Source organism: Streptomyces sp. NBC_01515, assembly GCF_045040345.1.
In the GTDB taxonomy this organism is placed as follows: Bacteria; Actinomycetota; Actinomycetes; order Streptomycetales; family Streptomycetaceae; genus Streptomyces.
Genome location: NZ_CP109416.1, coordinates 1,975,679 through 1,987,469, shown reverse-complemented (window position 1 = coordinate 1,987,469; position 11,791 = coordinate 1,975,679). Strand labels below are relative to the sequence as shown.

General features: G+C 70.4%; 12 protein-coding genes. 9 read left to right on the top strand and 3 right to left on the bottom strand.

Translation table 11 applies throughout. The features are described from left to right. Window positions 1-124 precede the first annotated feature (124 nt). Window positions 125-1,315: an RNA-guided endonuclease InsQ/TnpB family protein gene (locus OG407_RS08675; RefSeq protein WP_405856610.1), complete on the top strand. Its 1,191-nt coding sequence runs from the start codon at window positions 125-127 to the stop codon at window positions 1,313-1,315. Window positions 1,316-1,583: 268 nt separating this feature from the next. Here OG407_RS08675 and OG407_RS08670 read toward each other — a convergent pair whose 3' ends face one another. Beyond that, window positions 1,584-2,780, bottom strand: a complete 1,197-nt coding sequence (locus OG407_RS08670; RefSeq protein WP_405856608.1) for a CaiB/BaiF CoA transferase family protein — start codon at window positions 2,778-2,780, stop codon at window positions 1,584-1,586. 146 nt (window positions 2,781-2,926) lie between these two features. On the opposite strand from OG407_RS08670, the gene OG407_RS08665 reads away from it, so the two are divergent. Genes OG407_RS08665 through OG407_RS08640 form a run of 6 tightly spaced genes read left to right on the top strand, consistent with a single transcriptional unit; the run spans window position 2,927 to window position 7,778 of the window. Then, window positions 2,927-3,445 (top strand): PaaI family thioesterase, encoded by a 519-nt coding sequence (locus OG407_RS08665; protein WP_405856606.1) that lies wholly within the window; start codon window positions 2,927-2,929, stop codon window positions 3,443-3,445. 4 nt (window positions 3,446-3,449) lie between these two features. Continuing rightward, window positions 3,450-4,295: an enoyl-CoA hydratase-related protein gene (locus OG407_RS08660; RefSeq protein WP_405856604.1), complete on the top strand. Its 846-nt coding sequence runs from the start codon at window positions 3,450-3,452 to the stop codon at window positions 4,293-4,295. 38 nt (window positions 4,296-4,333) lie between these two features. Beyond that, window positions 4,334-4,786, top strand: a complete 453-nt coding sequence (locus OG407_RS08655; protein WP_405856602.1) for a MaoC family dehydratase N-terminal domain-containing protein — start codon at window positions 4,334-4,336, stop codon at window positions 4,784-4,786. Beyond that, window positions 4,783-5,205, top strand: coding sequence for a MaoC/PaaZ C-terminal domain-containing protein (locus OG407_RS08650; RefSeq protein WP_405856600.1), 423 nt, complete (start codon window positions 4,783-4,785; stop codon window positions 5,203-5,205). Before OG407_RS08655 ends, OG407_RS08650 begins: the two co-directional genes overlap by 4 nt. A gap of 4 nt (window positions 5,206-5,209) precedes the next feature. Continuing rightward, window positions 5,210-6,661: a class I adenylate-forming enzyme family protein gene (locus tag OG407_RS08645; protein WP_405856598.1), complete on the top strand. Its 1,452-nt coding sequence runs from the start codon at window positions 5,210-5,212 to the stop codon at window positions 6,659-6,661. After that, window positions 6,654-7,778, top strand: a complete 1,125-nt coding sequence (locus OG407_RS08640) for a serine hydrolase domain-containing protein (RefSeq protein ID WP_405856596.1) — start codon at window positions 6,654-6,656, stop codon at window positions 7,776-7,778. Before OG407_RS08645 ends, OG407_RS08640 begins: the two co-directional genes overlap by 8 nt. A 34-nt stretch (window positions 7,779-7,812) precedes the next feature. Here OG407_RS08640 and OG407_RS08635 read toward each other — a convergent pair whose 3' ends face one another. Continuing rightward, window positions 7,813-8,994, bottom strand: a complete 1,182-nt coding sequence (locus tag OG407_RS08635) for an amidohydrolase family protein (RefSeq protein ID WP_405856594.1) — start codon at window positions 8,992-8,994, stop codon at window positions 7,813-7,815. A gap of 113 nt (window positions 8,995-9,107) precedes the next feature. Beyond that, window positions 9,108-9,908 (bottom strand): FadR/GntR family transcriptional regulator, encoded by an 801-nt coding sequence (locus tag OG407_RS08630; RefSeq protein WP_405856592.1) that lies wholly within the window; start codon window positions 9,906-9,908, stop codon window positions 9,108-9,110. Window positions 9,909-10,078: 170 nt separating this feature from the next. Here OG407_RS08630 and OG407_RS08625 point away from each other — a divergent pair, with 170 nt between their 5' ends. Then, the gene (locus tag OG407_RS08625; protein ID WP_405856590.1) at window positions 10,079-10,906 is read left to right on the top strand and encodes an enoyl-CoA hydratase-related protein; all 828 of its coding nucleotides are present in this window, start codon (window positions 10,079-10,081) and stop codon (window positions 10,904-10,906) included. Continuing rightward, on the top strand, window positions 10,903-11,478 hold the full coding sequence (locus OG407_RS08620; protein ID WP_405856588.1) for a DUF2889 domain-containing protein: 576 nt from the start codon (window positions 10,903-10,905) through the stop codon (window positions 11,476-11,478). Before OG407_RS08625 ends, OG407_RS08620 begins: the two co-directional genes overlap by 4 nt. Window positions 11,479-11,791 lie beyond the last annotated feature (313 nt).

Genomic DNA, 11,791 nt, shown 5'->3' with positions numbered 1-11,791 from the left:
CAGGCCGGGGTAGGAAACGAAGCTCCTGCGGAGCAGGGCAGGAGGAGTCGGTTCGCCGCTGGGGCGGACCGGCGCCCACCGTCCGATACCCGCCTCTCACACGGGAGTTGATAGAGTGTGAGGTATGGCGGAGCAGGTTAAGCGGGCGTTCAGGTACCGCTTTTACCCCACGGACGGGCAGGCGGCGGAGTTGTCGCGTACGTTCGGCTGTGTCCGTCTCGTCTACAACAAGGCGCTGGAGGAGCGCACCCGGGCCTGGTACGGCGAGCAGCGCCGTGTTTCCTACGTTCAGTCGTCGGCAGCGCTGACTCAGTGGAAGAAGACCGGGGAGCTGGCCTTCCTGGCGGAGGTGTCCTCGGTTCCGCTCCAGCAGGCGTTGCGCCACCTCCAGACGGCGTTCGGGAACTTCTTCGCCCAGCGGGCGAAGTATCCGCGTTTCAAGTCGAGGAAGAAGTCGCGGGCGTCGGCCGAGTACACGCGGAGCGCCTTCACGTGGCGCGAGGGCCGTCTGACGTTGGCGAAGGTGGCCGGTTCTCTGGACATCCGCTGGTCGCGTCCGCTCCCGGAGGGCAGCGAGCCGACCACGGTGACCGTGTCCCGTGACGGTGCGGGCCGCTGGTTCGTGTCGCTGCTGTGCGACGACCGCATTACCCCGGCTCCGGCCACGACGAACGCGGTCGGTATCGATGCGGGCATCACGTCGCTCGTGACCCTGTCCACCGGGGAGAAGGTCACCAATCCCCGGCACGAGCGGCGCGACCGTGCTCGTCTCGCGAAGGCGCAGCGGGAGTTGTCCCGGAAGGCGAAGGGCTCGGCGAACCGGGAGAAGGCCCGCCGCAGGGTCGCCCGCGTGCATGCGCGGATCGCCGACCGGCGCCGCGACCACCTGCACAAGCTGTCGACTCGTCTCGTCCGTGAGAACCAAACGGTCGTGATCGAGGACCTCACCGTCCGCAACCTGCTCAAGAACCACAAGCTGGCCCGCGCCATCAGTGACGCTTCGTGGACGGAACTGCGCTCGATGTTGGAGTACAAGTGCGCCTGGTACGGGCGCGAACTCGTCGTGATCGACCGCTGGTTCCCCAGCTCGAAGCTGTGCGGGGCCTGCGGGGCGGTCGCGGCGAAGATGCCGTTGAACGTCCGCGCGTGGACGTGCGACTGCGGCGCCGTGCATGACCGCGACATCAACGCGGCCCGCAACATCAAGGCGGCCGGGCTGGCCGTCTCTGCCTGTGGAGCTGGTGTAAGACCTCAAGGGAGTTCTCCTGGCGGGCAGTCGGCGTTGAAACAGGAACCCCTACGGCGCGAGCCGTAGGAATCCCCCTTCTTCAGGAGGGGGAGGAAGTCAAGGGAATCACCTCCTCGATCAGCTCGATCAGCTGTCTCTTCGGTGGAAATCTCGCAGGGATGGACAGCCCGTCCGGCTCTGCGCAGGGCGTCATGTCTCCGACCTTAGGAGCGAAGCAGCCCAGGAGTGTGGTCCATTTCCGTGGCAAATTCTTGGGCCACTCCGGGGTTCAGCCTGTACGAGCGGCTGGCGGAACCGATCGAGGCCATGGCGCCGACCTCATGAGACGTCATACCTAGACGACGCCCCGCGCGCGCAGTCCCGCGAGCTGATCCTCCGTCACCCCGGCCAGCCCGCACAGGACTTCGGCCGTGTGCTCACCCAGCGCGGGCGGCGGGGCGTAGCCCTCGACCGGGGTCACCGAGAGCCGGATGGGGTTGGCGAGCAGCGGCAGCGGGCCCGACACCGGGTCCTCGACCTCGACGAGCATCCCCCGGTGCCGGATCTGGGGATCGGCGAAGACCTCGGGCATCTCGTTGAACGGGCCCGCCGGCACGTCGTGTTCGTCCAGGAGGGCCAGCCATTCGTCCCGGCTCCGGGTGCGCATGATCGCTGCGAGGACCGGCAGGATCTCCTCGCGATGGGTGATCCGGGCGGAGGTCGTGGCGAACCGCGGATCCTGGAGCAGGTCGGTGCGCTCGGCGGCCGCGCAGAACGCGGCGAACTGCTTGTCGTTCCCGGCGACGAGGAACAGCGGCCTGTCCGCGCAGTGGAAGGCCTGGGAGGGGATTCCGCCGTAGCCGCCGTTGCCGCGCCGGCGCGGAACCTCGCCGGAGACCAGGTAGTTCATCGCGAAGTGCGACAGCGAGGCCAGCCCGCAGTCCAGCAGGGAGAGGTCGATGAACTGGCCCTCGCCGGTGGCGTCCCGGTGCCGCAGCGCCGCCAGGACGGCCGTCGAGGCGTACAGGCCGGTGAGGATGTCGACCATGCTGACCCCGACCTTCATCGGCTCCTCGGGGTGGCCGGAGGCGCTCATCATCCCGGACATGGCCTGGAAGATCCCGTCGTAGCCGGGGCGCCCGGCGTACGGGCCGGTCTGGCCGAAGCCGGTGACCGACAGGTAGACGAGGCGCGGGTTGAGTGCCAGCAGGTTCTCGTGGTCGAGGCCGTACTTCGCCAGCGTCCCCGCGCGGAAGTTCTCGACCAGGACGTCCGAGCGGGCGGCGAGCGAGCGGATCAACTCCTGCCCCTCGGTGGTGGCGTGATTGACCGTCACGGACCGCTTGTTGCGGTTGCAGGAGAGGTAGAAGGCCGCGGTGTCCGTGCCGGGGGCGAACGGCGGACCGTACGTCCGTGAGTCGTCGCCGGTGCCGGGCCGCTCGACCTTGATGACCTCCGCGCCGAGGTCGGCCAGCATCTGGGTGGCCAGCGGGGCCGCGAGGACGCGGGACAGGTCGAGGACGCGGATCCCGGCCAGGGCGGTCGACGGCATCGAGGTCTCCCTCTGTTCACGGACATCGAATGAGTTATATAAATAATACATCTGGCGCTCTGGCTGTGCCTCGTGTGATTGCTTCAACTATCCAATTCATGTAACTATATGGATCGGCTGACCGGCCGAGACCGGAGGGCGTGCGGATGACCGTCGCGGCGAGACCCCTCACCGACCAGGAACAGCGCGAACGCCGCGAGTGGTTCCGGGCCCGCTGGGAGCGCGGCGTCGCGTTCAACCGCCTCTGTCGTCTGCGCATGGTCCGCTGGGACCCCGACGGCGTCGAGGTCGTCCTTCCCTACGCCGAGCAACTCACCGCCCACGAAGGCGTGTTCCACGGCGGAGTGCTCTCCGCGCTCATCGACACCGCGGGCGCGGGCGCCGTGATCGCCGGGCACGACTTCCAGAAGGGCAGTCGGCTCAGCACCGTCTCGATGTCGGTGCAGTACCTCGCGCCCGCCCGCGGCCGGGAGGCCGTCGCCTACGCCCGCTGCGTCCGCCGGGGCCGCAAGCTGCACTTCGCCGACGTCGACGTGATGACCGACGGGATCGTCTGCGCCCGGGGGCAGGTCGTGGTGACCATCTCCGGGGAACGGCCCGGCGTCGGCGAACCCATCCAAGCCATCCAACCCATCGACGCCGTCGAACCGCCGACCGAGGAGTGACGCGATGCCGGACGAACCCGACCGGGACCTGGTGCTGTACGAGGTCGACGAGAACGGCGTCGCCACCGTCACCCTCAACCGGCCCGAGCGCAAGAACGCCTGGAGCCTCCCGATGGAGCGGCGCTTCTTCGCCCTCCTGGACGAGGCCGCCCACGACCCCGCCGTCCGCGTCGTGATCGTCACCGGCGCCGGCCGCGCCTTCTGCCCCGGCATGGACGTCCAGCGGCTGGAACAGAACGCGCAGCCGGGCCAGTCCCTCAACCTCCAGGCCCGCGTGCCCATGTACAGCAGGCGGAACATGCCCAAGCCGCTCATCGCGGCCGTCAACGGCGCCTGTGCGGGCATCGGCCTGGTCCAGGCCCTGATCTGCGACGTGCGCTTCGCCGCCCGCGGGGCACGCTTCACCACCGCCTTCACCCGCCGCGGCCTCGCCGGCGAGTACAACCTCCCCTACGTGCTGCCCCGCGTCATCGGCCTGGAGAACGCCCTCGACCTCCTCCTGTCCGGCCGCGTCTTCGACGCCGACGAGGCGAAGCAACTCGGCCTCGTCAGCCGGGTCGTGGAGCCCGAGGACCTGCTCGACGCCGCCCGCGCCTACGCCCGTGACATCGCCCGCAACTGCTCACCGCGCGCCATGGCCGTCGTACGTCACCAGGTCTACGGCGACCTCGACCGGCCCTTCACCGAAGCGCTCGCCCGCTCCTACTCCGCCATGGAGTTCTTCGCGGGCTCGCCGGACTTCCGCGAAGGGGTCGCCAGTTTCGTGGAGAAGCGGGAGCCCAAGTTCGAGGGACTGCCCCCGGACTTCGACCCGGACGAGGCCACCCGCGACGCGTTCCTGCCGTACTGACAGACGCGTTCCCGCCGTACTGACCGAGGAGAAGGAAGATGACAGGGCAGCCGTTCCCCGTCGAGGCCGGGCACATCCTGATGTTCGCCCGGGCCATCGGTGACGAGAACCCGGACTACGTCGGCGAGAGCGCGCTCGCTCCGCCCACCTTCACCATGGCGAGCGCCCACCACGATCCCGAATACCGGCTGCGGCCCAAGCCGGGCGAGGCGTGGTTCGGGTCCGGCGCCGAGCCCGGTGTGATGCCCGAGGGCGGTGGCGGGCTGCACGCCGAGCAGCACTTCGAGTACCACCGGCCGGTGCGCGCGGGGGAGACCCTGTACGCCACCACCGTCGCCGGACGCAGCTGGGAGAAGCAGGGCCGCACCGGCCGGCTGCTGTTCAGCGAGCGCGTCACCGAGTACCGGGACGCCGAGGGCGAACCCGTCGTCAGCGCCCGCACCGTGGCGGTCGTGCCCGAAGGCCCCGCGACCCGGAAGGACGCCCGATGACCCTGAGCGCGGACGACGTGAAGGCCGGTGAGACCCGCGAGAGCGTGCTGGTCGCCGACCTCAAGCGCACCCGGATCGTCCAATACGCGGGCGCGTCCGGCGACTTCAACCCGCTGCACACCGACGAGCGGTTCGCCACCGAGGTCGCGGGCTACCCCGGCGTCTTCGCCCACGGCATGCTCACGATGGGCATGACGGGACGGGTGCTGACCGACTGGGTCGGCGTCGAGTCGCTGCTGGCCTTCGGGGTGCGCTTCAAGGCACAGGTGTGGCCCGGTGACACCCTCACCGCCACGGCGACCGTCGAGTCGGTCGAGGACACGCCGGCCGGTCCGGTCGCCCGCTTCTCGCTGCGCACCGTCACCCAGGACGGCGCCGAGGTGGTCACCGGCACCGCGACGGCCCGCCTGGAGCCCTGAACCGGTGGGCGGCGAACAGGAGTTGACCTGGACGGCGACGGTCGGCGCCGCCTACGACCACTCCCGTCCCGCCGTCCGGTTCGGGGACCTCACCTGGACCGGACGCGAACTCCTCGACCGGGCTGCGGGCGCCGCCGACTGGCTGGACACCCTCGGCCTCGCCCCCGGTGCCCCGGTGCCCGCCCTCGCCGCCACCTCCGCCGACGCCCTCGCGCTGGTGATCGGCGGCGCCGGGTCCGCCCACCCGCTCGCCCCGCTCGGTGTCCGGATGACGCCGTACGAGATCGCGGCCGTCGTCGAGGCGTCCGGAGCCCAACTCCTCATCGCGCAACCCGAGTTCGCCGAACTCGGCGATCAGGTCGCCAAGCTGTCCGGCCGCCGCGCCGTCGTCGTCCCCGAACTCCGCCCGAGCACAAGGCCGTTGACCGCCGAGCCGGACGACCTCGCCGCCGTCCTGCACACCTCCGGCACGACAGGCCTCCCCAAACCCGTCCGCATGACCCAACGCCGCCTGGCCGCCCGCGCCCGCGTCAACGGCCGCCTCTGCGCGCTCGATCCGGACAGCTTCTACGGGGGCAGCGCCCCCTTCCACCACATCGCCGGCCTCGGCAACATCGCCGTCGCCCTCGCGGCGGGCGCGCTGATCACCGGGCTGCCCCGCTTCACCGTCGAGGGCTGGGCCCTGCTGCGCGAGCTCGGCGCCACCCACACGAGCATGGTCCCGGCGATGCTGGAGACCCTGCTGGCGGCCGGACAGGCGCACCACGAGACGCTGCGGGTCCTCCAGTACGGTGGTGCACCCGTCCGCCCCGGCACCCTGCGGCGGACGTACGAGGCGATGCCCGGCGTCCGCATGCTCAACATGTTCGGGCAGACCGAGGGTTCGCCCATCAGCGTGCTCACCCCCGAGGACCATCGGGAGGCGGTCGCCGGGCGAACCGAGCTTCTCCGGTCTGTGGGACGACCCGCGCCGGGCGTCGAGTTGCGGGTACGCGACACCGGACCGGACGGCATCGGCGAGATCCACGCCCACGCCGGCCACTTCTTCCGGGTCGACGCCGAAGGCTGGCTGCACAGCGGCGACTTGGGCCGCGTGGCCGAGGACGGCTACCTCTACCTGTACGGCCGCGGCAGCGACATGATCATCCGGGGCGGCGAGAACGTCCACCCGCTGGAGGTCGAGACCGTCCTGGCCGCGCACCCCGGCGTCGCGGACGTCGCGGTGACGGGCGCACCCGACGAACGGCTCGGCCAGACCGTCGTCGCCTTCGTCGTGCCCGCCGACCCCGACGTCCCACCCGAACCGGCCACGCTCCGGGCGCACGCCCGCACCCGGCTCTCCGGATTCAAGGTCCCCGTCCGCTGGTGGTTCGTGGACGACCTGCCGCGCAACGCCAACGGCAAGGTCGTACGGCGCCTGCTGCGCGAACCCGGCCAAGGAGGAGCACATGACTGACCACTCCGTCGTCGACCCGGAGAGCGTGGGCGTGGACCCGCACCGGCTGGACGTCCTGCTGCGCCGGATCCGCATGGAGGTCGAGCACGGGCCGTTGCCGTCCGCGCAGGTCGCGGTGGCTCGGGGCGGTCGCCTGGTGGCCTTCGAGACCTGGGGGGACGCCGGCCCGAGCACTCGATACGTCCTGCAGTCCGTCGGGCGGTCGATCGTCGCGGGCGTCGTGTGGAAGCTGCTCGGCGAGGGACTCCTGCGGCTGGACGAGCAAGTCGCCGCGATCATCCCGGAGTTCGCACCGAACGGGAAGGAGACGGTGACCGTCGAGCAGGTGCTCACCCACACCGCCGGCTTCCCCTTCGCGCCCCTCGGCTACCCGAAGATGCTGGATCGCGACCAACGGCTCGCCGCCTTCGGGCGCTGGCGGCTCGACACCCCGCCCGGCACCCGCTTCCAGTTCCATCTCACCGCCGCCGCCTGGCTGATCGCCGAGATCGTCGAGCGGCGCACGGGGCTGCCCTTCGCCGACTACCTCCACGAGCGGATCGCCCGGCCGCTGGGCCTCACCTCGATCGAACTCGGCGTCCCCGTCGACCAACAGCCCGGCACCGTCGCCCCGATGACCGCCACCGACCGCACCGACGACACCCAGGAACCCGACCCCTGGGGACCGTGGTACCTCTCCGACCCCCGCGTCCTGGCGGCCGGCGAGCCGAGCCACGCCCTGGTCGCCACCGCCGCCGATGTCGCCCTGTACTTCCAGGCGCTGGAGCACTCGGGCCTGTGGAAGCCGGAGGCGGTGACGGAGGGCACCCGGATCCGGCTGACCCAACTCCCGTACGGGGAGCAGATCTACGGGGGCGGCGGCAGCCGACGTACCAGCATGGGCCTGTTCGTGACGGTGGCCGGGCCGGACGCCGGCAGTCAACTCCCGTGCACCGGCTCGCCGTCGCTCTTCGGCAGCGCGGGCGCCGCCTACCAACTCGGCTTCATGGACCCGGAGTCGGGTCTGTCCTTCGCCTGTCTGAGCAACGGCTACCCGCTCGCCGGCTATGACCACTCCCGGCGCGGCACGGCGCTGCTCACCAACATCGCGAACCTGGCGGCGGACCTGGTCCGATGACCTGGTCCGCCGCCAGGCGGGGGCGTTCCGGGGCTCAGCGGCTGATCAGCTGCTGAGCGTTGTTGTACATGATGTCGTCCTGGACCGACTCGTCGAGTTCCGCGAGGAGTTTGCGGTAGTCGGCCGGGTTGGCGATGCCCTCCGCGTGCGGGAAGTCCGAGCCCATCACGATCGACTCGTGGTAGCCGAGCCGCTTGACCAGGCTCGGGATGTCGTCCTCCGGATAGGGCACCACACGGATGTGCTTGCGGAACACCTGACTGGGCCGCTCCGCCAACTGGCCGCCGATCCAGGGGCCGTTGCGGCCCATGCCGCGGCTCTTGTCCATGTGCCGGACGAAGTGCGGCACCCACTCGGCGCCGAACTCGGAGACCAGGACGTTGATGTCGGGGAAGCGCCCGAAGAGGTTGTCGAAGATCAGCGCGGACAGCGTCTCCTCGATCGGGCGCTGGCCGTAGGTGTTCATCCACTGCCACGCGGACATCCGGAAGTGGATCGGGCTCGCGTCGTGGCCCCAGGCGGGGGCGACGTTCGAGTTGTAGTAGAACTCGCTGATGTGGTAACAGACGCTGGCCTTGGCCTCGTTGACCAGTTTCCAGAACGGGTCGAAGTACGGGTCGCCCGGTGAGCGGCCGTACTGCGGCCCGGTCGGCAGCATGATGAACCGGGCGCCCTGCTCCAGGACGTACTCCAGTTCCTTGACCGCGCTGTCCAGGTCGCGCAGCGACAGGAGGGCGGGGGCGTAGATACGGTCCTGGTGGTTGAAGCCCCACACCTCGTTCATGTAGCGGTTGAACGAGTGGTAGTTGGCGTAGAGCGGTTCGACGCCCTGCACGTACTCCTCGGCGACCAGTGCCCAGCCGCCCGGGTAGATGATCGTCTGGTCCAGGCCCTGCTCGTCCATGACGCGCAGCCGGGCCTCGCGGTTCTGGTAGGACTCGTGCATCGGCTCGAACTGGTACGTCTCGTCGGGGTTGCCCGAGGCCATCGCCTTGAGCATCTCCTTGAGCGAGCCGGGGCGGTAGACCTGCCCGAACTCCGGTTCCAGGCAGACCACGATCCGGTCCCCGGCGAGGATGACCTCGCGGCCGTCCGCGAGCGTCACCGGGGCGACCGCCTGGCCGAGGAACTCTTTCGGGAGGTAGCGGGTGAAGGAGTCCCGTTCCTCGTACATGTGCTGGTCGCAGTCGAAGATGGGCTTGCGCTGTTCGGCCATGGCCGTCGCCTCCGGACCCCAGATCTATTCAGTACGCCTCCTATAATTATCTAACTGTTTCGGAGACGCAAGGGGTGAGGTGGGAACGGCTCGGTGATCCTCGGTCCGCCCGGTCAGTCGATGAGTTCGAGCACCGTCTTGGGGCCGGCCGCGTTCACCACGTCGTCGGCGCCGCTGATGTGGCGCTGCCACAGCTTCTCGGCCTCGTCCGCCTTGCCGGACTCGATCAGGCCGACCAGCCGCACATGGGCGCGGTGTCCCTTGAGGGCCTGTGCCTTCTGGGTCGCCGCGTCGGTGGCGGCCGCGGTGTACGAGGCGTTGGCCCGGTCGATGATGTTGCGCAGCATGCCGCACAGGAGGATCAGCGTCTGGTTCCCGGTCAGTTCGACCAGCAGGGCGTGGAAGGTGTCCTGGGCCTCGACCAGGCCCAGCGGGTCGTCCAGGACGGTCTTCTCGGCGGCCACCGCGTCGCGCAGTCGCTTGATGTCGTCCACCGTGTGCTTGGCGGCCAGTTGGCGCACGCACGGCGGCTCGATGACGGCCGCGGCGCGATAGACGTCGCCCAGGGTGGCGCCGCGGTATTCGAGGATCAGACCGGCGAAGCGGGCCGCGACATCGGAGTCCGGCGCGCTCACCCGGGCGCCGCCGTGCGCACCGCGCCGTACCGTGATCAGCGACTCCGATTCCAGGACGCGGAACGCCTCGCGCAGCGTCGGCCGCGAGATGCCGAACTGCTCCATCAGCCCCGACTCCGGCGGCAGGGCGTCGCCGGGCTTCAGCTCGCCCCGTACGATCTGGCGGCGCAGCTCCGCGGCGACCAGCTCGGCGGTCTTCGGGACACGCACCTGGCGTCCGACGCGGGCGCGCGTGGGGACGGGCACGATCGGCGTTTCTGCGCGGGCTGCCTCGGCCACGGCGGGCTCCTCCATATAGCAAAATGAATCGTCTTAGTGCATCGAGGGTACCAGGTCAAGGGTTGAGTGATCTTCTCCTCGCGAGGCCCGATCTGGCGTCCGGGAGGCAGTTGGGTATATAGATGATTCATCTAGCTATAAAGCCAACGCGGGCTCTGGGAGTGACCTCGATGAACGAGCATGCGGCCCCGGTGATCCTCAGCGAGCTGACCGGCGACGGAGTCATGCTGCTCACCCTGAACCGGCCCGAGCGGCACAACGCCTGGACGCTGGAGATGGAGCTGCTCTACAACGAGCTGTTCGACCGTGCCGAGGCGGACCCGGCGGTCCGGGCCGTCGTCCTCACCGGCGCGGGACGCAGCTTCTGCCCCGGCATGGACATGAGCGTCCTGGATGCCGCGTCCTCCGGCGCGCGCCCGTGGCCGGCCGACCGGCTGCCGCCACGCACCCGGCCCATGTCGTTCCCCAAGCCCCTGGTGGCCGCCGTCAACGGCGCCTGCGCCGGCATCGGCTTCAACCAGGCGCTCATGTGCGACGTGCGGTTCGCCGTGCCGGCCGCCAAGTTCGCCGCCGCGTTCAGCGCGCGCGGCCTGGTGGCCGAGGACGGCGTCTCGTGGCTCCTGCCCCGGCTCGTCGGCTACGGGAACGCGAGCGACCTGCTGCTGTCCTCACGCCGGATCACCGGAACGGAGGCGCACGCGATGGGCCTGGTCAACCGTCTCGTCGAGCCGGAGGAACTGCTGCCGGCGGCCCTCGCGTACGCCACGGAACTCGCCCGCTCGGCCAGCCCGTACGCGATGTCCCTCATCAAACGGCAGCTCGTCGACGACCAGTCGAGAAGCTTCACCGAGAGCCGTGGCACCGCCGCCGCGCTGCTGGCCACGGCGAAACGCGCCCCCGACTACCGCGAGGGCGTGCGCAGCTTCATCGAACGCCGGCCGCCGGAGTTCGCCGGGCTGGGGGAGACCGCGCCGGAGCCGGCGGAGGCCTCGTCGTGAGCCGCGCCGAACTCCCGCTGCACCGCCGCACTGTCACCGTCACCGCGTACGAGGAGCCCGGCGGCGAGGAGATCTCGGTCGAGGCGGAACTGCGTGACGAGCGGCCGTGGGCCGAGCCCGAGACGGCCGACATCCACCGGATGGTGCTGGCGGTGCGGGTCCGTCTCGCGGACATGACCATAGTGGCCGCCGACGCGGACATGCTGACCTTTCCGCACGCCGAATGCCCGTTCATCACCCCGGTCTTCGACGGCCTGATCGGCCTCGGCGTCGCCGCCGGATACAACCGGGCGATCCAGGAGCGGTTCCGCGGCGTCCTGGGCTGCTCCCACCTCTACGAACTGGCCCGGGTGCTCGGCCCCGCCGTGGTGCAGGCGGCCATGTCGGCCAACGCGCGACGCCGTGACGCCGGCGAGCCCGTGAACGGGCCGCGGGCCACGGCCGGGGTGCTGAACAGCTGCCACATCTGGGCCCCGGACGGCGTGGGCCTGCGCAAGCTGGACGCGGGCTGGCGCCCGGGGACCGGGCCGCGTCCGGTCCCCGGGCTTGGGACGTTCGAGACGCGCGAGTGAGTCGGCGGGGCTGAGGGACGGCTACCGCGAAGGCGGAGCCGGGGTCGGTCGAGGCCGGCTGTGCGGAGGCGGAATCCGCCCGGCCGGACTCGTCTCCCTCGGACGGTGCCGATCCACGTCACGTTCGGCTCGGCCGGGTCGTCGCGAGGACGCCGCCGTCGACCGGCGGATGCCCGACCGGTACGGCAGGGGCAGCGACCTCGACGACAACCTGTTCCATGGCGTCGTCGTCATCGATCTCTCGACGAGGCCCGCATCGGGCCGGCCGACACGGCGGCAGCCCTGGTTCACCGCGACCCGGTCCGCCGCCGAA